The sequence below is a fragment of the Kushneria sinocarnis genome (genome assembly GCF_003633775.1).
Lineage (GTDB): Bacteria > Pseudomonadota > Gammaproteobacteria > Pseudomonadales > Halomonadaceae > Kushneria > Kushneria sinocarnis.
On the sequence record NZ_RBIN01000007.1, the window covers coordinates 264572 to 284706 of the forward strand.

General features: G+C 65.0%; 20 protein-coding genes. 4 read left to right on the plus strand and 16 right to left on the minus strand.

The window, feature by feature from the left end:
• Positions 1-51: 51 nt before the first annotated feature.
• The 4 genes from C7446_RS13200 to cobO all read right to left on the minus strand — a co-directional run bounded on the left by C7446_RS13200 (position 52) and on the right by cobO (position 2989).
• Positions 52-660 (minus strand): potassium transporter TrkG, encoded by a 609-nt coding sequence (locus C7446_RS13200; protein WP_245977848.1) that lies wholly within the window; start codon positions 658-660, stop codon positions 52-54.
• A complete protein-coding gene (locus C7446_RS16700) occupies positions 602-1441 on the minus strand; it encodes a potassium channel family protein (protein ID WP_121173580.1) in 840 nt (279 codons plus the stop codon). Before C7446_RS16700 ends, C7446_RS13200 begins: the two co-directional genes overlap by 59 nt.
• Before the next feature lie 36 nt (positions 1442-1477).
• Positions 1478-2245 (minus strand): SIMPL domain-containing protein, encoded by a 768-nt coding sequence (locus tag C7446_RS13210; protein WP_121173581.1) that lies wholly within the window; start codon positions 2243-2245, stop codon positions 1478-1480.
• A gap of 138 nt (positions 2246-2383) precedes the next feature.
• Complete coding sequence (gene cobO, locus C7446_RS13215; protein ID WP_121173582.1) at positions 2384-2989, minus strand: cob(I)yrinic acid a,c-diamide adenosyltransferase; 606 nt, start codon at positions 2987-2989, stop codon at positions 2384-2386.
• A gap of 181 nt (positions 2990-3170) precedes the next feature.
• Here cobO and C7446_RS13220 point away from each other — a divergent pair, with 181 nt between their 5' ends.
• Positions 3171-4739, plus strand: a complete 1569-nt coding sequence (locus tag C7446_RS13220; protein WP_121173611.1) for a BCCT family transporter — start codon at positions 3171-3173, stop codon at positions 4737-4739.
• A 104-nt stretch (positions 4740-4843) separates the two neighbouring features.
• On the opposite strand, the gene C7446_RS13225 is transcribed toward C7446_RS13220, so the two are convergent.
• The 4 genes from C7446_RS13225 to ydiJ all read right to left on the minus strand — a co-directional run bounded on the left by C7446_RS13225 (position 4844) and on the right by ydiJ (position 11453).
• Positions 4844-6085 (minus strand): NupC/NupG family nucleoside CNT transporter, encoded by a 1242-nt coding sequence (locus C7446_RS13225; protein WP_121173583.1) that lies wholly within the window; start codon positions 6083-6085, stop codon positions 4844-4846.
• A gap of 114 nt (positions 6086-6199) precedes the next feature.
• Positions 6200-8050 carry a cation:proton antiporter gene (locus tag C7446_RS13230; RefSeq protein WP_121173584.1) on the minus strand — a complete coding sequence of 617 codons (1851 nt, stop codon included), beginning with the start codon at positions 8048-8050 and terminating at the stop codon, positions 6200-6202.
• 83 nt (positions 8051-8133) lie between these two features.
• Positions 8134-8334, minus strand: a complete 201-nt coding sequence (locus tag C7446_RS13235) for a DUF2905 domain-containing protein (RefSeq protein WP_121173585.1) — start codon at positions 8332-8334, stop codon at positions 8134-8136.
• A gap of 38 nt (positions 8335-8372) precedes the next feature.
• Positions 8373-11453, minus strand: coding sequence for a D-2-hydroxyglutarate dehydrogenase YdiJ (gene ydiJ, locus C7446_RS13240; RefSeq protein ID WP_121173586.1), 3081 nt, complete (start codon positions 11451-11453; stop codon positions 8373-8375).
• A gap of 303 nt (positions 11454-11756) precedes the next feature.
• Between ydiJ and serS the strand changes: the two genes are divergently transcribed.
• A complete protein-coding gene (gene serS, locus C7446_RS13245) occupies positions 11757-13040 on the plus strand; it encodes a serine--tRNA ligase (RefSeq protein ID WP_121173587.1) in 1284 nt (427 codons plus the stop codon).
• An 85-nt stretch (positions 13041-13125) separates the two neighbouring features.
• Complete coding sequence (cobA, locus tag C7446_RS13250; RefSeq protein WP_342768380.1) at positions 13126-14313, plus strand: uroporphyrinogen-III C-methyltransferase; 1188 nt, start codon at positions 13126-13128, stop codon at positions 14311-14313.
• Between the two features lie 81 nt (positions 14314-14394).
• Here the strand turns inward: cobA and C7446_RS13255 are convergent, their stop codons facing one another.
• The 8 genes from C7446_RS13255 to C7446_RS13285 form a co-directional block, all read right to left on the minus strand.
• Complete coding sequence (locus tag C7446_RS13255; protein ID WP_121173588.1) at positions 14395-14595, minus strand: hypothetical protein; 201 nt, start codon at positions 14593-14595, stop codon at positions 14395-14397.
• The gene (locus tag C7446_RS13260; RefSeq protein ID WP_121173589.1) at positions 14595-14810 is read right to left on the minus strand and encodes a hypothetical protein; all 216 of its coding nucleotides are present in this window, start codon (positions 14808-14810) and stop codon (positions 14595-14597) included. Before C7446_RS13260 ends, C7446_RS13255 begins: the two co-directional genes overlap by 1 nt.
• A gap of 131 nt (positions 14811-14941) precedes the next feature.
• Positions 14942-15280: a hypothetical protein gene (locus tag C7446_RS13265; protein ID WP_121173590.1), complete on the minus strand. Its 339-nt coding sequence runs from the start codon at positions 15278-15280 to the stop codon at positions 14942-14944.
• Between the two features lie 47 nt (positions 15281-15327).
• Positions 15328-15531, minus strand: a complete 204-nt coding sequence (locus tag C7446_RS16380) for a hypothetical protein (RefSeq protein ID WP_147408778.1) — start codon at positions 15529-15531, stop codon at positions 15328-15330.
• A 509-nt stretch (positions 15532-16040) separates the two neighbouring features.
• On the minus strand, positions 16041-17345 hold the full coding sequence (locus C7446_RS13270; RefSeq protein WP_121173591.1) for an arsenic transporter: 1305 nt from the start codon (positions 17343-17345) through the stop codon (positions 16041-16043).
• A gap of 15 nt (positions 17346-17360) precedes the next feature.
• The gene (gene arsH, locus C7446_RS13275; protein WP_121173592.1) at positions 17361-18077 is read right to left on the minus strand and encodes an arsenical resistance protein ArsH; all 717 of its coding nucleotides are present in this window, start codon (positions 18075-18077) and stop codon (positions 17361-17363) included.
• Positions 18074-18487, minus strand: coding sequence for an arsenate reductase (glutaredoxin) (gene arsC / locus C7446_RS13280; protein WP_121173593.1), 414 nt, complete (start codon positions 18485-18487; stop codon positions 18074-18076). Before arsC ends, arsH begins: the two co-directional genes overlap by 4 nt.
• Entirely contained in the window at positions 18484-18840 is a 357-nt protein-coding gene (locus C7446_RS13285) for an ArsR/SmtB family transcription factor (protein WP_121173594.1), read from the minus strand. The genes arsC and C7446_RS13285 overlap by 4 nt, the downstream gene beginning before the upstream one ends.
• Positions 18841-19079: 239 nt before the next feature.
• Between C7446_RS13285 and C7446_RS13290 the strand changes: the two genes are divergently transcribed.
• Positions 19080-19505, plus strand: coding sequence for a phage late control D family protein (locus tag C7446_RS13290; RefSeq protein ID WP_342768381.1), 426 nt, complete (start codon positions 19080-19082; stop codon positions 19503-19505).
• Positions 19506-20135: the final 630 nt, after the last annotated feature.

Genomic DNA, 20135 nt, shown 5'->3' on the forward strand with positions numbered 1-20135 from the left:
GGATAGTACCGGGGCGGGCGCGGCTCTTGCCTGAACCCGCGCCTGAAGCCATCAGCCGATCTGCATGTGCTCGGTGGCAAAACGGGTGCCGGGTACCCTGCGCGAGGCGACCAGATAGCCCAGCGACAGCGGCCCGACGCGACCGAGCAGCATGGTGACAATCAGCAGCAGCTGACCGATCGGGGTCAGCTGGTCGGTGATGCCGCGGCTCAGGCCGACCGTGCCGAACGCCGAAACCGTTTCGAAGGCAAGGTCCATGAAGTCCAGATGCTGCTGGGTGACAGTCAGCAAAAACAGTGCCACGAAGATCAGCAGCATCGAGGCCATCGCGACCGCCACGGCCTTGGTCACGGTCTCGGGGCTCATGCGACGCTGAAAGGCCACCGGTTCGTTGCGCCCCTGCACAAAGGCCCGGGCTGTCAGCAGCAGCACCACGAAGGTGGTGACCTTGATGCCGCTGGCCGTCGAACTCGGCCCGCCGCCGATGAACATCAGCAGCATGGTCAGCAGCGTCCCGGGCATGGTCAGGGCGCCGGTATCGACGGTATGAAATCCGGCCGTACGGGGGGTGACGGCCTGAAACCAGGCGGCCCAGAGACGGTCATCCCAGTGTGGCAGTCCGCCCAGGGTGGCCGGGTTGCGCCATTCGAGCAGCAGCATGCCCAGCAGGGCCAGCAGGGTAAAGCCGATCAGCAGGATTTCCGGCGGTCTCAGGCGAATGATCAGACCGCGTGAGGTGCGCCGGGCCGGTTTGAGCAGCCGACCGTGTCCTGTCATCTTCAGCCGCTCGTCTCAGGCATGGCCGCTCAGCTGTCGCAGCGACTCGAGTCTGCCCAGCATGACCAGGTGATCGCCCTGTTCGAGGGCGGTGTCGTGGCCGGGGGTGCGTGATGATCCCGTCACCCCGGCGGATGGCCAGCAGGGTGGCATCGCCACCGGCGAGCAGGCTGCCGGTATCGGGGTACTGCTCAAGCATCGCCTCGGTGGCCGCCATCTCGATCACGTACTGCTCCTCGCCGAGATGAATGAAATCGATCACGAAGCGATAGCTCAGGCTCTGGGCAATGCGCAGCCCGGTATCGTGATCGGGGTGGACGATGTGAGTGACGCCCAGCCGCTCGAGCAGCCTGCAGTGCTCGTCGGAGAGGGCGCGCACCCAGATTTCGCGGGCCTCGAGTTCCTGAGCGTGAAGGGTGCACATCATGCTGGCCTCGAGGGTGTCGAGGTCGATCAGCACGGCATCGAAGTTCTTCAGCGCGAGCTCCTCGAGCGCGCTGCGATCCACCGGATCGGCAATCACGGCGTGAGTGAGCTGTTCCGAGACACCGTTGACCCGGATTTCGCTGCTGTCCACGCCGAGCACTTCGTGGTGCCGGGCATGGAGTTCCAGCGCTACCGTGCTGCCGAGATAACCCAGTCCGATTACGGCAAACTGACGCATCTGCACTCACCCTGTATCACCGGGGCCATCCGGGTATCAGCGCTGGCGGTCATCCAGTGCCCAGTCAACCACCACGCCGGCTTCAACGCTGATGGTGCCGGGGTTGTAGCTGGCATTGCTGCCGCCGCTCTCGGCGCTGACGGCGCGTGCCATCATCGGCTTGAACATGGGAGAGCGGGTTTCCTCGATGCTCAGAACCCGGCCGGTCTGCGTGCCGAGGGTCCGTGCCATCAGCCGGGCCTTGGCGCGCGCGCGTTCGAGGGCCTGCTGCAGGGCGCGATCCTCCACGCTGTCGCGATCGGCCACGTCATAGCTGATGCCGTCAAGCCGATCCACGCGGGCGGCGAACAGGGCATCCACCACGCCGGGAATGCGGGCGAGATCCTGAACATCGATGGTGATCGGACGTTCGACCGACAGGCGCATGCGCTGCTCGCCGTTGTCATCATCGCCGCTCTGGCGCTCGCCGAGCCGCTCCGTCTGGACCGAGACGCTGCCGGCCCTGAGTCGATCATCGCTCACCCCGGCCTGGCCGAGTGATTCCAGCAGCCTTGAAGTGCGCTGCTCGAGACGCTGGCGGGCCTGCTGCAGGGCCTCGCCCTGATCGCTGTCGCCGGCCGCGCGTGGTGGCGTCTTCTCCCACAGGGTTGCGGTCAGGGTGGCGCGATCCGGTGCCACCTCCACGCTCGCCTGGGCCTGGACCTCGAGATGAGCCCGATGGGTGTCGTCACCGGGGGCGGCCAGTGCCAGCGGAGCGGTCGAAAGGCCGATCATGGCCAGCAGGGTGAGGGGCAGGGCGCGCATGCGAACTCCTTGTATTCGGGACACACGGGATGTCGGGGCCGACAGGCGGCAGCGACACACCAGAGCGTGTTGCGTCGATCAGCAGCATACGACAGCGGCCCTGTCGGCGCCCACCCCCGGCACGCCTGCCGGCCGGTTTCAGTAATCGATGCCGCGTCTTGCCTTCAGGCCCTGGTTGAAGGCGTGGCGCGTTTCCTGCATTTCGGTAATGGTGTCGGCCATCTCCAGCAGCCGGCGATGGGCGTTGCGTCCGGTCACGATCACCGTCTGCTCGTGGGGCCGGTTGGCCAGCGCATGCTCGACCTCCTCGATGGCGAGATAGCCGAACTTGAGCATGTAGGTAATCTCGTCGAGGACCACCAGATACACGTCGGGATCGGCCAGCATGCGTTCGGCCTCGCGCCATACTTCGGCGCAGGCGGCGGTGTCGCTCTCCCGGTTCTGGGTCTCCCAGGTGAAACCGGTGGCCATGATCGCCACTGACAGGTTGGGGTCATCAACCAGGCGTTCGCGTTCGCCGCACTCCCACTGGCCCTTGATGAACTGCACCACGCCGACCCGGTAACCGTAGCCCAGCGCCCGGGTGACCGTGCCCCAGGCCGCGGTGGTCTTGCCCTTGCCGTTGCCGGTCAGTACCAGCAGCTGGCCGCGTTCCTCGTCGGCACGGGCGACCCGCTCGTCAACATGGCTCTTGAGGCGCTCCATGGCGCGCTGGTGGCGTTGCTGGCGCTGATCATCGCTCATGGCAAAAACTCCAAACTGGTGGCGCTGCAGAGCGCGCGGAAAACAGGATCTGGCACGCTATCCTGGCATGAACCCGATCGTTCGTCAGATCCGGGGGCATGGCGTGGCCGGGCATCGGCTGCGACGCCGGTCTGTGCGCCGTGCTAGGCTGGCGCGCTCATTTCGCTACAGAACCGATTTCATGTCCGATACTTCCAGACGGCTGCTGGGGCAGCGCGTCGTTTTTCTGGCGAGCGGCGGATGCCTGGTGCTCTTTGCCGCCGCTGCGCTGATCAACCTGCAATGGGTCAGTCAGGGGGTGGATACCCTCTTCGGCTGGTCGACCCGCTGGTTCGGGGCCTACTGGCAGCTGTGGATGCTGGCCGATCTGGTCATTGCGCTGATCCTCGGCTTTTCCCGCTATGGCGACATCCGGCTGGGGGGCGTGAACAGCGAAAGAACCATGTCGACCTTCAACTGGCACGCCGTCATTCTCTGCTCGCTGCTGGGCGGGGGTGGCGTGTTCTGGTCGATGGCCGAGCCGATCTATCATTATCTCACCACTCCGCCGGCCTTCGAGGGCATTGAGGCAGCCTCGCCCGAGGCGGTGGCACCGGCACTGGCCCAGAGCTTCTTCGACTGGGGCTTCAGCGCCTGGGCCTGTCTGGGCACGCTGTCGGCGATTGTGATGATGTATGCACACTACCATGCCGGTATTCGGCTGCGTCCGCGGACGCTGCTCTATCCGCTGCTCGGGCAGCGGGTGGAGACCCACTGGCTGGGCAGCCTGGCCGATGTGGTGTGCATTCTGGCAGTGGCGGCAGGCACCATCGGGCCGATCGGCTTTCTGGCCACCCAGCTCTCCTACTCCTTTCATGCGCTGCTGGGCTGGCCGGACAGCTATGCCACCCAGCTGGGGGTGCTCGCGGTACTGGTGACGATCTATACGCTGTCGGCCGCCACCGGTCTGTCGCGCGGCATTCAGTGGCTGTCGAAGTTCAACGTCTGGCTGGTGCTGGGGCTGTTTGCCTTCATCCTGATCGTCGGCCCGGGCGGTTTCGTGATCCGCCAGTTCTTCGATGGTTTCAGCAGCTATCTGCAGCACTATATCGGTCTCTCGCTGGTGCGCAGCGACACCGGCTGGCTGGACTGGTGGACACTGTTCTTCTGGGGCTGGTTCATCGGCTTCGTGCCGTCGATGGCCATGTTCGTGGCGCGCATCTCGCGCGGTCGCACCCTGCGGGAACTGGTGATCGCCGTGGCGATCACGGCGCCGATTGCCACCAACATCTGGTTTGCCGCCCTGGGTGGCTCGGGGCTGCACTATGAGCTGCTCGATCCCGGCAGCGTCTCCGGACCGCTCCAGGAAGGCGGGCTGCCGGCTGCGCTGCTGGCGGTGACCACCCAGCTGCCGCTCTCCGTACTCATCGTGCCGCTGGTACTGCTGCTGACCACCATCTTCGTGGCCACCACCGGCGATTCGATGTCCTATGCCATGGCGATGTCGGTCACCGGGCAGGCCTCGCCGGCCACCGGCATTCGCATCTTCTGGTCGCTGTCCTTCGGTGTGGTGGCCGCCGTACTGCTGTGGATGGGCGAAGGCGGGATCGATGCGCTGCAGTCCTTCATCGTGATCACGGCGGTACCGGTGTCGCTGTTGCTGCTGCCGCTGCTGTGGTGGGGCCCGCAGATGGCGCACCGGATGGCGCTGGACCAGGGCCTGCTGCGTACTCCGGTGCAGCCCGCGCGGGAGCAGGAGCCGCCGGATTGATTCAGGGCTGCGGTTGATAGCCTGCGCAGACGCCACCGCCCCGATGCCGGAACGGCATCGGGGCGGTGTCATCAGCGCCGGTATCAGGCCACGCTCGAGCGGGATCAGAGAGCGATGAACAGCCCTGCCAGCGAGGCGCTCATCAGGTTGGAGAGGGTGCCGGCGATGATGGCGCGCATGCCCAGCCGGGCAATGTCATGACGCCGCCCCGGCGCCATGCCGCCCAGACCGCCCATCAGAATGGCAATCGAGGACAGGTTGGCAAAGCCGCACAGGGCGAAGGTGATGATGGCGCGCGTATGCTCGCTCAGGCCGCCCGACTGGTCGGTGAACTGGACGAAGGCGACGAACTCGTTGAGCACGATCTTCTGGCCGATGAAGCTGCCCGCCGTGATGGCATCCTGCCAGGGTACGCCGATCAGAAAGGCCAGCGGTGCGAACAGGTAACCCAGCAGGGCCTGCAGGGTCAGATCGTCGTAGCCGAGCCAGCCACCCACCAGGCCGAAGATCAGATTGACCAGCGCGATCAGACTGATGAAGGCCAGCAGCATGCCTCCCACGTTGAGGGCCAGCCGGACACCGTCACTGGCGCCGGTAGCGGCAGCATCGATGACATTGGCCACCGGCTCGTCGGGGTCGGATTTCAGAATGCGCTCGTGATGCTCGGGGGTGTCGGTCTCCGGCACCATCAGCTTGGCCATCAGCAGCCCGCCGGGCGCCGCCATGAACGAGGCGGCAATGAGATACTTGAGCTCGACGCCGAGGGCGGCATAGCCGGCCAGGGTGGCGCCGGCCACGCTGGCCAGACCACCGACCATCACGGCAAACAGCTCCGAGCGGGTCATGCGCTCGATGAAGGGGCGTACCACCAGCGGTGCCTCGGTCTGTCCGACGAAGATGTTGGCGCTGGCGGACATCGACTCGCTGTAGCTGGTCCCGGCCAGACGGTGCAGGGCACCGCCGATGAACTGGATGATCCAGCGCATGATGCCGAGGTAGTAGAGCACCGAAATCAGGGACGAGAGAAAGACAATGACCGGCAGTACCCGGATCACGAACACGAAGCCGCCGCTGCCGAACAGCTCCTGCATGCGCTCGCTCGCCAGACCACCGAACAGGAACGAAATGCCGGCATTGGCGCTGTCGATCACCGCCTGTACGCCGCGGCTGAGCTCCAGCAGCAGGGTTTGCCCCAGGGGCACATAGAGGACCAGCGCACCCAGCCCGGCCTGCAGGGCAAACGCCACCAGAATGGTACGCCAGCGAATGGCACGACGATTCTCCGACAGGGCCCAGGCGATCCCCATCAGGATGAGCGGGCCGGCAAGACCCATCAGTATCCGCATGAAAGCTCCACGTCCGTTACTTGTTATTGAGTCCAGAGCCCGCTGCGGTTTGTGCATGGGCTCTTTTATCCTGCCAGTACTGGAGCGTGACGTCAGCGCCCGAATGACGTCTTCTCAGGCCGTGTCGACATGCGAATGGCGCCCCGGCGTGGCTGAACCCTGCTGCAGCTCCGGTGAATCCGCGTAGATCAGACTGATCAGACGCTCGCCGGGGCGCAGTGAGAGTGCCGGCCCATCGGCCCGGATCACGCGCAGTCGGCCCTGGGCGGAGAGGATGAACAGCGGCAGCAGGCGATTGTCATGAATGCGCCGATAATCCTCGAGGCCGAAGCTGTCGGTCATGCGGGTCACGCGCAGCTCGCCGCCACGACCGATGGCATCCTCCAGATGGGCATAGGTGGCCTGCTCGTCGAACAGCAGCGGCAGATGCCCAAGTGCCTTGTCCTGACGGCGTTTGGCATGCTTGCCGGGGTCTTCCGCGAGACGATAGACATGGCCGTGACCGAGCACATGCTCGAAGTGCAGGGCGGCCAGGTTATTGAGCTCGCGATAGGGCGACAGCGGCAGCAGCCGACCGATGCCGGTCAGTTCGAGGTGCTGGACGGCATGTTCGGAGAGCGGATTGCCGTAGTAGACCGGCAGCCCCGCCATGCGGGCTTCCTGTACCGCATCCCAGCTGGTATCGGTGAGGCGCACGGTAAAGCCGAGCTCGACCAGTTCGCGCGCCACGCTGCGTGCCAGCGGATTGGCGCCGAGAATCAGGAAGCCGGAAGGTTCGGGCTCGCTGACGCCCAGCAGGGTCACGATCGGCCGTGACAGCAGGCTCTGGATCACGACCGTGCCGATGATAACCAGAAAGGTCACCGGCACCAGCATTTCGGCACCTTCAACCCCGGCCTGTTCGAGCTTGATGGCAAACAGCGAGGCGACCGCAGCGGCCACGATACCGCGTGGCGACAGCCAGGCCAGCAGTGCCTTTTCGCGCCACTTCAGGCCACTGCCCAGGGTGCAGGCCCACACCGAGAGAGGCCGGGCCACGAACATCAGGATGGCCAGATAGATCCAGGCCGGCCAGGAAAGCAGCGCCAGCTGTTCGGGGGTGATGCGCGCGGCCAGCAGGATGAACAGCCCCGACACCAGCAGTACGGTCAGGGTCTCCTTGAACTCGATGATCGGCTCGGTGGGAATGCCGCGCATGTTCGCCATCCAGATGCCCATCACCGTCACCGTCAGCAGCCCGGACTCCTCGAACAGGGCATTGGAGATGGCAAACAGGGTCAGCATGCACATCAGGGTGCCGAAGCTGTGCAGCCGCTGGGGCAGCCAGTGGTGGCGCAGCACCAGCCCCCACAGCCAGCCGCCGGCCGCCCCCAGCCCCAGTCCCAGGCCGATGGTCTGGGCGAACAGCAGCAGGGTGTGCGAGGCCGCGCCGTTCTCCTGACCGATGGCGACGAATTCGTAGATCAGTACCGCCAGCAGGGCGCCGACGGGGTCGACCAGAATCCCCTCCCAGCGCAGGATCTGGGTCAGGTTGCCCTGGGCGCGCAGGGTCTGCAGCAGCGGCGTGACCACGGTCGGACCGGTAACCACCAGCAGACCGCCCAGTACCGCAGAGATCTCCCACGAGATGCCCAGCAGCCAGTGGGCAGCCAGGGTGCCGATGATGCCGGTGATTGCCACCCCCCAGGTGATCAGCCGGCTGACGGTACGGCCGTGGCCGCGCAGGTCACGGAAGTTCAGCGTCAGACTGCCCTCGAACAGGATGACCGCCACCGCCAGCGAGATCAGCGGAAACAGCAGCTCCCCGAGCAGTTCATCCGGGTTGAGCCAGCCGGTCACCGGGCCGGCGACCATGCCGACGATCAGCAGCGGCAGAATGGCCGGCAGGCGCATGCGCCAGGCGCCCCACTGGCAGACCAGTGACAGCAGCCCGATAAGAGCCAGTAGCAGCGCGGGTTCGGACATGGTGGGAGTATCCTGCGAGTTGCAACAGCGCGCAGACTAGACGGACGGCGTGCCGGGTGCAATGGAGCGTAAGGAATTGGCGCTCAGCGGCCGAACAGCCACAGCACCAGCGAGATCACCACGCTGACCAGGATCATGGTGGTAATCGGAAAATAAAGGCTGAAGTGCTCGCGCCGGATCACGATGTCTCCCGGCAGATGCCCCAGCGGCAGCCGGCTCAGCCAGGGCCACAGCAGACCGGCCACGACAGTGAGCACACCGATGATGATCAGGGTCCGGGACATGGGTTCGGTCTCCGTGATTGACGCCCGCGCCGGCCCGCTCAGGCAGGCGCCAGGGTGCGCAGCAGGGCCTGGGCCGGGTGCTGCAGCCGGACTTCGGAGAAGCGATCAACCTGACTGCGGCAGGAGTAGCCGGTGGCCAGCAGGCGGTCGTGATCCTCGCTCTGCTCGACAATCGACTGCCACGACAGCGCGTAGATCGATTGTGAGGTTGCGCGATGATGCGCTTCGTGACCATAGGTGCCGGACATGCCGCAGCAGCCGCTGCCCACCAGTTCGAGTTCGAGACCGAAGGCCTCGAACACCTGCTGCCAGGCGCGACCGCTGCCCGGTGCGTTGGTCCTTTCCGTGCAGTGGGCGAGCAGCCGCCATGGCCCGGTGTCATTACGGGCCGCGATATCGCTGCGCCGGCTCAGTCTCTGGCCGCGTGACAGCAGCCACTCCTGCAGCAGCAGCACCTCGGGCACGGCGTCCTCGCCCAGGGTGTCGGGATACTCCTGGCGATAGATCAGCGTCATGGCCGGGTCGATACCCACCAGCGGCACGCCGAAGCGGGCCAGCGAGCGCAGCCGCTCGGCCTGACGCCGGGCCGTGCGCTCGAAACGGCCCAGCATGCCCAGCACCTCGCCGGGCTTGCCGTTCGGGTGGTAGGGCGCCACGAAAACCCGGATATCCAGCCGCGCCAGCAGATCGACGATATCGCGGACCACGGCGGCGTCGAAATGGGTGGTGAAGGTATCCTGCACCAGCACCACGCTGTCGGTCTTCTGGCGTTCGGTCAGCCGGCCCAGCGCCGTCGGCGTGGCCAGCGGAATGCCCCAGGCCTCGAGCTGACGGTCGAGCCGGTCGACCGAAAGCGTGGGTGCATCGACCAGGCCGATGGTGCGCTCGAGGCTCCGCTGGACCCAGCGCTGTTCCAGCAGGCCGTTGTAGAGCGGCGCGATCCGGGCAAGCCAGGGGGTCATGGCCTCCAGCGAGCTCAGCAGCAGGTGTCGCGCCGGGCGCAGGTAGCGACCGTAGTAGAGCTCGAGAAAGCGGCTGCGAAAATCCGGCACGTTGACCCGCACCGGGCACTGACCGGCGCAGGACTTGCAGGCCAGGCAGCCGTCCATGGCCTCGTGGACTTCATGAGAGAAGTCCTGCTCGTCGCGCAGGGTATTGCGCAGCCGGGCGGGCCAGGCAAGCCACCGGCGCCACGCCGGACGATCGCGCAACCGGCGCGACTCCGCCAGCACATCGATGCCATCGTTGCCCTGGCGGCGCAGCCATTCGCGCATCAGGCTGGCACGCCCCTTGGGGGAGTGAATGCGCTCCCGGGTGGCCTTCCAGGAAGGACACATGGCGTCGTTCGGGTCGTAGTTGTAGCAGGCGCCATTGCCGTTGCAGTAGACGGCGCTGTCATAGCGTTCCCAGACCCGCTCGTCGATCTGGCGATCCTGCTCGCCCCGGGTCGGCACCCCGTCAATGCGCAGCAGTTCGGCGCCGCTCTCCGAGGGCGTGGCGATCTTGCCGGGATTGAGCTGATTGCGCGGATCGAAGGCCGCCTTGAGCTGCTGCAGCACCGGATAAAGATCGCCGAAGAAGGCCGGGGTGTATTCCGAGCGCACGCCCTTGCCGTGTTCGCCCCACAGCAGCCCACCGTAGTGCCGGGTCAACTCGACCACGCGATCGGAGAGGGTCCGCACCAGCGCGGCCTGGTCGGGGTCCTTCATGTCGATGGCCGGGCGCACATGCAGCACGCCGGCATCGACATGGCCGAACATGCCGTACTCGAGGCCATACTCATCGAGCAGGGCACGAAAGGCCTCGATATAGTCGGCAAGATGCTCCGGCGGCACGGCGGTATCCTCGACAAAGGGAATCGGCCGGCGCTCGCCCTGCGTATTGCCGAGCAGCCCCACGGCGCGCTTGCGCATGCCGTAGATCGGCGTCATTTGTTCGCGACCGCGGGCGATGGTGTGGCCCAGCCGGGTAACGCCGGTGTCGTCTTCCAGCTGGCGCACGAAGGCTTCGATGCGCGCTTCCAGCCGCTGCTCGTCCTCGTCGTTGAATTCGACCAGGTTGATGCCGCGCACGGCCGGTGAGCCTTCGTCGCCGGCCGGAAAATACGCCGCCACACTGTCCCAGACGATATCCTCCATCGCCAGCATCAGCACCCGGTCATCGACCGTCTCGATCGAGGTGGGGGCATCCGCCGCGCCATCCTCGCCCATCAGCGTGCGGGCGTCGCGCAGGGCGTCCATGAAGGCGCCATAGCGCACGTTGATCAGGGCGGAGTGCTGCGGCAGCGGCAAGACGTTGAGCGTGGCTTCGCTGATGAAGCCCAGCGATCCTTCCGAACCGCACAGCAGGCTGTTGAGGTCGAGCCGGCCCCGGTCATCGCGCAGATGCGCCAGGTCGTAGCCGGTCAGGCAGCGGTTGAGCGGCGGAAAGCGCGCCGCAATGGCTTCGCCGTGGCGGTCGATGACCTCGCGTGCGGTGCGGTGTACCTCGGCGATGCGGCCCTCGCCGGCACAGAGCTCGTCGAGCTCGTGCTCCTCCAGCGGGCGACTGGTAAAGTGCTCCCCGCCGATCAGCACGGTGTCGAGTTCGAGCACGTGATTGCGGGTCTTGCCGTAGGCACGCGACCCCTGACCGCTGGCATCGGTGCTGATCATGCCGGCGAGGGTGGCGCGGTTGGAGGTCGACAGCTCCGGGGCGAAGAAGAGCCCGTGCGGGCGCAGGGCCGCATTGAGCTGATCCTTGACCACGCCGGCCTGGACCCGGACCCGACGATTGTCGGCATCGATGTCGAGGATGTGATGCATGTAACGGGTCACATCCACCACGATCGCATCGGTCAGCGACTGGCCGTTGGTGCCGGTGCCGCCACCGCGGGGGGCGACCACGATATCCTGAAAGGGGGGCTGCGCCATCAGCCGGGCGATCAGCACCAGGTCGTCGCCATCGCCGGGGTAGAGCACGGCCTGCGGCAGGCGCTGATAGATGGAGTTGTCGGTGGCCAGCACCGTGCGATTGGCATGATCGGCGGCGATATCGCCCCGGAAGCCGCGCTCGCGCAGGGTATCGAGAAAGTGCTGGTAGTGCTGCTCCAGAGCGGGGGCGTCGAGCGTTTCGATCATCGGTATCGTCAGTCGGCCGGGAGAAGCGCGCCCTGGCGACGGTCATGTCCGGGGCGGACATGCCGCAGCTGGCGGCGCCCTGATCAATCCTGTGGGTGATCGGCATATCCTGGCGTCAGCCGGGCTCGGGTGCAATGCCCGGCGCCGGCCGTGAGCGGGTATGGTTGCGGCGCATGGAATTTTCTACAATGATCGCTTTCCTGCCGCTCGGCCGCTGCTGCTGCCGGCGGTGCTCCGGCCGGCAACGCCGTCGCCGGAATCGGCGCTTTACCCCATTTCGTACTCAATCGGACCGAATTTGCCATGCTCGACCCCAAGCTGCTGCGCAGTGACCTTGCCAATGTCGCTGCCCGACTCGCCCGCCGCGGTTATGCGCTGGATGTCGATCGGATGAAGACGCTGGAAGCGCGTCGCCGTGAACTGCAGACGCGTACCGAGGAGCTGCAGGCCGAGCGCAACGCCCGCTCGAAGGCCATCGGTCAGGCCAAGGGCCGCGGCGAGGATATCGAGCCGCTGCTGGCCGAGGTCAGCGATCTGGGGGAGCGGCTGGAAGCTTCCAGCAGCGAGCTGGCGGAGATTCAGGCGCAGTTCGATGCCATCGTTACCGGGATTCCCAATCTGCCGCACGAGAGCGTGCCCAGTGGTCAGGACGAGGAGGACAACGTCGAACAGCACCGCTGGGGCACGCCGCGCGAGTTCGATTTCACGGTGCGCGATCATACCGACCTGGGGGCGCTGTACGGCTATCTCGATTTCGAGCTGGCGACCCGGCTGACCGGCTCGCGCTTTGCCGTGATGCGTGGCCCGATCGCGCGGCTGCACCGGGCGCTGGCGCAGTTCATGCTGGACATGCAGACCCGTCAGCACGGTTATGAAGAGTTTCAGGTGCCCTATATCGTCAATGACGATTCGCTGTTCGGTACCGGCCAGCTGCCCAAGTTCGGCGATGACCTGTTCCGGCTGGAAGGCGATCAGAACTACTACCTGATCCCCACCGCCGAGGTGCCGCTGACCAACATCGTGCGTGATGCGATCCTCAAGGCCGATCAGCTGCCGCTGCGCATGACGGCGCACACCCCCTGTTTTCGCAGCGAGGCGGGGGCCTACGGTCGCGATACCCGCGGCATGATCCGCCAGCACCAGTTCGACAAGGTGGAGATGGTGCAGGTGGTACATCCCGAGCACTCCTACGAGGCGCTCGAGGAGATGCGCGGTCACGCCGAAGCGATCCTGCAGGCGCTGGAGCTGCCCTATCGGACGGTGCTGCTGTGCACCGGTGACATGGGGGCTGCGGCGGCCAAGACCTATGATCTGGAAGTGTGGCTGCCGAGCCAGAACAGCTACCGCGAGATCTCCTCGATCTCCAACGCCGAGGATTTCCAGGCGCGGCGCATGCATGCCCGTTTCCGTGAGCAGGGGCAGAAGAAGCCGTCGCTGCTGCACACGCTCAACGGCTCCGGGCTGGCCATCGGCCGCTGCCTGCTGGCGGTCATGGAGAACAATCAGCAGGCGGATGGCTCGATCGTGATCCCCGAGGCGCTGCGTCCGTGGATGGATGGCATCGAGGTGATCAACGCGCCCGACTAGGCCCGCAGCGGGCGGGCGCTGGGCGGATCGCCCTGCGCCACGTATCATGGCGGCTTTCGTCAATGCTCAACCGACCTGATCGCTCATGGAAATGCTGACCCTGCAGTTGGACCCCGGAGTGCTCGATGTGCGCCTGATCGGTGGTGGTCAGGCGGCGCTGGCACTGGCGCGCCAGCTGACCGGGCTGGTCGAGCGCCTGTGTGTACATGATGAAGCGCCGATGCCGGCCCTGCAGCAGCTGCTGCAGCAGTACGAGTGGTCACGGAACGCTGACGCCCCCGAGGCCGGTGCCGGTCAGCTGTGGCTGATCGCAACCGGCAGTACTCACGAGGATGAGCGCTGGGCTGCCGTGGCGCATCGCGAAGGCGTGCCGGTATTCGTGCCGAGCCTGCCGGCGGTGTCCACCGCGCGCCTGCCGTTACGGGTCGGGACCCGCCCCGATGAGCAGGTGCGGGCCGGCATGCAGCGCGGTCATGTCAGTCTGGTCGGTGCCGGCCCGGGCGACCCCGAGCTTTTGACAATGCGCGCGGTGCGTGTGCTGGAGCAGGCCGACGTGGTCATTCATGATCGCCTGGTCAGTCCGGAGATTCTGGCGCTGCTGCCCGCCGAGGCCCGGCGGCTCTATGTCGGCAAGGCGCGCTCGCAGCACAGCGTCCCCCAGGAGGGCATCAACCAGGCCCTGGTGGACTGGGCGCGCGCCGGTTTCCGGGTGGTGCGGCTCAAGGGGGGCGATCCCTTCATCTTCGGCCGGGGTGGCGAGGAGCTCGAAACGCTCGCTGAAGCCGGACTCTCCTTCGAGGTGGTGCCGGGCATCACCGCGGCGGCGGGCATTTCCGCCTATGCCGGCATTCCGCTGACCCACCGCGATCATGCCCAGTCGGTCCGTTTCGTGACCGGCCATCTGCGCAACGGCAGCTGCGATCTGGACTGGCCGACCCTGGCCGGCGCGGGGCAGACGCTGGTGTTCTACATGGGACTGGGCACGCTTGAGGTCATTTGTGATGCACTGATGACCCACGGGCTGGCAGGTGATACGCCGATTGCGCTGGTCGAGCAGGGCACCACGGCGCGCCAGCGGGTGCATGTCGGCCGGCTGGATGACATGCCCGGGCGTCTCGAGCAGCTGACCATTGCCCCGCCGACCCTGATCATTGTCGGGGGCGTGGTGGCGCTGCACGATCGGCTCGGCTGGTTTGCCACCGCAGCGGCGCGCAGTCTCGGCTGGGACAGCGGCAAGCATCCGGCCCCCCTGTCACGGGCCGGCTCCGCCTGACTCGCCCGCTCGCCGAGGCCCTTCGAATTGCGTGAGGGCGCAAGCGGTCAGCGCTCTGCGAATCCGATAAACCGGTCCGGTTCAGGAGAGCGGGGCGGGCAGTGGTACGTGCTGTGCCAGCAGGATCAGCATGCACAGCAGCGAAGGCGCAAACAATAGAAAGGCCATCAGGCTGAACCAGTAGAGGCGCTCGCGCGCCAGTGCCAGCCTGAAACGGCGGTCACGAATGCGGTGACTGCTGAAGTGGCGGTGGGATATCAGACGCCGGAGCTGCGCCATCATCATTCATCCAGTAGTTGGGCCTGAATCAGCGTCTCGATGAGAAAATCATCCGGGTCGCCGGGGCGCGTGGCCTTCAGGATGATGTAGGCCGTGCGGTGCGCGGATTCAAAGGTATTCCAGGCATGTTCCGGCTCGTCCCGGAACTGATCCAGCCAGTCGCTGACCCAGTCATGGCAGGGTGTCAGATGGTCCGGGTAGCGGGGAGTGCACGTCATCTTCTCTGCTCCGTTGCATCAAACCCGGGACACCGGGTGGGCGAGGCACTGCTGAGCCGCCATCATGCCAGATTGCGGCGTGCCTGTACTATTCCGATGGTGCCATGCCGGTGCAACGGCTGCCTGCCCGTTCAGGGTGAACGGCTGCGGTCGGAAGGATGAACCTGTCGGTTGGTACCGGGAGAAGGGCGCTGGGAATCGCGGCGCTCTTCCTGCAGCCGGCGACGATCCTGCCTCAGCGAGTTCTCTTCCAGCCGGCGTTCGGTACGGCTGCCCGAGGCCGAGCCGGACATGCCGTGTTCGCGGCGGTTGATATCGGACTGCAGCCGCTGGATGCGCTGCTGCTGCTGAGCGTCATCGAAGCGCTGCTGACGGTCCGATCCCTGGCGCGCGTCATCCTGCTGCTGGGCACCTGCTGCGCTCAGTGGCAACAGGCAGAGCGTGAGGGTCATCCAGAGTCTGCGGCGCATGTCATCCTCCCCGCATCAAACAAGCCGTCGGCATGGAATAAAAGGCCTCAGCCGGCACGGCGATAACCGCGATGCAGGGAGACTTCCTCCTGCAGCAGCAGGTCGCGTGCCGCCTCGCGGAATTCCTTCATGGTGCACAGCCGGTGACCGTTGACGCAATACAGCATCTGCTGATCGCTGGCCCCGGTACCGGGCCAGCTCAATGGCACCCCGCACTCCGGGCAGCATGCACCCCTGGGCTGATGTGGCATGTTCTCCTCCCTGTCCTGATCGAACGCTGCCTTTCCATGGCAGAAACCCATCCGTGACTGCTGATGGAATCGGCTTCATATTACAGGAAGACGGTTAACTGAATCTTTGGGACCAAAGTCCCCCATGGCAGGGCGAGATCACGATACCGGGCCGGGGTGACAGGCACATGACATCGGCACAAGAGGGCGGCCGGCTTCAGCCATGAGTCGGCTGCGGGCAAAAAATTCGGCAGCCGATCGGAACTTGTTCGGTTCTGCGAACTCCAACCCAGTAGCAAGACATCCTTCTGGGTTTTTGCCCCTCGACATGAGGGGCCTTTCTTTTTTCAGTCATCCGGCTCATCGGCACTCGAGCCGAATGCAACGGCGGTCAGTGGTGGAAGCATCCTCCGGCTGTTTCGACCGCTGCCTGTCACAGGTGGCATTCCCTGCGTACTTGTGCCCGACAGCATGCTGTCGGGCTTTTTTGTGCCGGGCGTGTGAAGCCGCCGGCTGTGGGTGGCGGTCAGTCAGTCGACGAGCGGCAGCCAGAACGCCAGGGCGAGCAGCGTCGCCAGCAGCACCGGCGGCGTGATGATCAGCCCCACCTTCATGTACTGCCCCCAGCTGATGCGATAGCCCTTGCCGGCCAGCACATGCAGCCAGAGCAGGGTGGCGAGACTGCCGATGGGCGTGAACTTGGGCCCCAGGTCATTACCGATGACATTGGCGTAGACCATCAGCTCCCGGGTCAGGCTGGACACCTGCGCCTGGTCGATGGCCAGCGCCCCCACCAGGGTGGCGGGCATGTTGTTCATGACCGAAGCCAGAAGGGCCGAGGCGAAGCCGGTGCCCACGGTGGCGATCAGCGGCCCCTGCTCCCCGAGCCACGCCAGTACGCGGGAAGCGCCGGCCGTCAGCCAGGCATTGCCCAGCCCGTAGACCACCAGATACATGCCCAGTGAAAACAGCACGATCTGCCAGGGCGCGCTGCGGATCACCCGACTCAGCGAGACGACATGCTCCCTGCCCGGGGTCAGCCAGCGCCCGGCGATGGCCATCAGCAGCAGGGCCGCGGCCCCCATGATGAAGGCAAAGGGAATCGCCCAGCGAGCCGTCAGAAACAGGGCCACCAGCAGCACGATCAGCAGGGGGAAGGCGGCCCGGAAGACCTGGGGATCCCGGATGGCCGAGGCGGGCGTCTCCAGCCGTTCGACCGGGTAGTGACGGGGAATCTGCCGGCGGAACCAGAGGCCCAGCACCAGCAGGGTGGCGGCCAGCGATACCAGATCGATCGGCACCATCACCCGGGCGTAGCGATCGAAGCCGATTTCGAAGTAGTTGGCACTGACGATATTGACCAGGTTCGAGATCACCAGTGGCAGGCTGGTGGTATCCGCCACGAAGCCGGTGGCAATGATGAACGCCAGCGCCGCACCGGTACTGAACTCCAGCCGGACCAGAATGGCCAGCACGATGGGGGTGAGCAGCAGGGCCGCGCCATCGTTGGCGAACACGGCGGCAATCATGGCGCCCAGTACGACAATCAGCGGAAACAGCAGCCGCCCGCGACCGTTGCCCCAGCGGGCGATATGCAGGGCCGCCCAGGAGAAGAAGCCGGCCTCATCGAGAATCAGCGAGATGATGATCAGCGCCACGAAGGTGAAGGTGGCATCCCAGACAATGTGCCAGACCGTTTCGACGTCGCCCCAGCCGACCACCCCGGTGGCCAGTGCCACCGCCGCGCCACCCAGCGCGCTCCAGCCGATACCGAGCCCGCGGGGCTGCCAGATCACCAGCACCAGGGTGACCAGAAAGATTGCAAAAGCCAGCATGATGCCTTGCCCTGTTCAGTGGGAGCCCTGATTGACCCGCCGGGAGACTTCCTCGGCACTCTCGACCCGCTCCGAATAGCGATCGGTCAGATACGCCGAGCGGCCACGGGTCAGCCAGGTGAACTTCACCAGCTCCTCGCAGACATCGACGATGCGCCGATAGAGTGGTGACGCCTTCATGCGGCCGTCGTCATCGAACTCGTTGAAGGCCTTCGGCACCGAGGACTGGTTGGGAATGGTCAACATGCGCATCCAGCGCCCGAGAATGCGCAGCTGATTGACGGCGTTGAAGCTCTGGCTGCCGCCGGACACCTCCATGACCGCCAGGGTCTTGCCCTGGGTGGGCCGCACGCCGCCCAGCGACAGCGGTATCCAGTCGATCTGCGCCTTCATCAGGCCGGTCATGGCGCCATGGCGTTCGGGGCTGACCCACATCATGCCCTCACTCCATTGAGCCAGCTCGCGCAGCTCGGCCACCTTTGGATGATTTGCATCACCGTCATCGGGCAGCGGCAGGCCGGCGGGATTGAAGGTGCGTACCTCACAGCCGAACCACTCAAGCAGCCTGCCGGCCTCTTCGGAAGCCAGCCGCGAGTAGGAGCGCTCGCGCAGCGAACCGTACAGCACCAGAATGCGTGGCGGATGGCGCGGTGCCTCCGGGCCGACCAGTGCATCGACATCAATGGGATGCAGCTGCTCGAAATCGATGTTGGGAAGCTGGCTCGAACTCATGACGCCGTCTCTCCCGGGCGTACCACTTCTCCATCCTCTTTGGTGAACTCGCTGACCGGATTGGGCAGCAGATCCAGTACCCGCTCCGACGGCCTGCAGAGCCGCACGCCCAGATCAGTCACCACGATCGGGCGATTGATCAGGATGGGATGCGCCAGCATGGCGTCGATCAGTTGCTCATCGGAGAGTGACGGATCATCCAGTCCGAGCTCATCGAAGGGCGTTCCCTTGCGGCGCAGCAGCTCCCGGGGCGCAATCTTCATGGCCGCCAGCAGATCGATCAGCTTCTGCCGCGAGGGCGGCGTCTTCAGGTATTCGACCACGTGCGGGTCCTCGCCGGACTGGCGCATCATCGCCAGCGTATTGCGAGAGGTGCCGCAGTCGGGGTTGTGATAGATCACGCTGATCATGAGGAAGGTTCCTTGTCGGAGGGCGGGCAGGGGACAAGCTCCTGCAGCAGTGGCTGGCACAGTTCGGGATGGCCGGCGCAGCAATCCCGCACCAGAAAACCGATGGTGTCGCGCATGCGCTCGAGACTGGCGCGATAGATGATCGAACGGCTCTGGCGGCGCGAGACCACCAGTCCGGCGCGCGCCAGCACGCCCAGATGGGCCGACATGGTGTTGTGCGGCACATCGAGCTGCCGGGCGATCTCGCCGGCTGACAGGCCCTCGGGTTCATGGCGCACCAGCAGCCGGAAGGTGTCCAGCCGGGTGGCCTGGGAGAGCGCGGCAAAGGCGGCCAGGGTGTCTGAAGTGTCCATATGTCCAGATTTACAGACATGTCTTGCGCAAGTCAATTGCCGGGGCAGGGTCGGTGTCGGGCAGGGCTGATGCCTGTCATTGTCGCGAGGGTAGCGAGTGCTAACGGGATGAGTCTGACAAGCAAGTGCTGACGCGCGTTGCCAAGCCCGGGGGCAGCAAGCTGCTGTTCGTCGCTCGGGCAGCGTCCAGGGCAGTGGCGGCTGCCGGCGGCGCCGGTTCGAACAGCGATGCATCCGGCATGACAGAGAATGCGCCTGAGCTACCCACGGTAGCCATTACCCCCGAGATGGTGACCTCGGGCCGCATGACACTCTCTGAGCGCAAAAGTCCGGGTAAAGTGGTGGCGCGCTGGCGTGACGTGGTCGAAGCAATCACTCGCGAGATCACTGCCGGTACCGGCGACCCCGTTCAGCGGCTGTCGCAGATATTTCCGGACGCCGAGAGTGCCACCGCGGCTGCTCGTTCGGCGCTCACTCGGGGTGAGCGCAGTGGTCAGTCACTGAAGCTGACCCTGCCAGGCATGACGACGTTGATGGCGGAGGGTCGAGTATCGCTGTCCGGCTTTCGCACGGGAGCGGATGGAGAATGGCTGCTGACGAAGGTGGAGCACACCCTCGATGAAGGGGGATACAAGTGCAGTATTCAGGGAGAGTGCCCAAATTAGGGGATGACTTATTGGGCATCAGAAATGAATAGGCGTTTGATATTGCCTTCTTTCTTTAAGAGATGCCTTGGTTTGAACTATCAGCGTTGTCCTTTCTGTCGATGATGCTTTTTTCGATGCGCTCGCCCGGCGGTTTCAGGCCAAGATTGCGGTGCTGACTGCTATCGGTGAGCTGAGCGATGAAGAGATCACTGACTATGATGCCGAGGTGGAGTATATGACGATCGATAAGTGATAAGCTATTGAGAAATTAGCGATGCCTTTTGTGTGACTTCACATAATGTCCTTGGACGTATTGTAGCCCGTTACGGGTAGTCCGGTAATAACCGTTTCGATAATGCCCGGTTACTTCTGTATCAATCCCATCGTCTAATTCCGAACCGGTGTAATCATGAGTCATGCCATGAAATATTTTCATTGGTATATTAATATTGGTGCAACCAGACGAACCGGTAGATTCGGAAGAAATTTTGCAATGATCGATTGTGTTAAATCTTTTTGATGTTATGTATAGTGATAATGCTAAGACTGCTAGGGAAACGCTGCATAAATCCCGCCGCAGCTGCCTGATCGCCATCGGCGGGGTAGAATCTGGCTACCCTGTCACCACCTGACCGAGCTACCCGATGA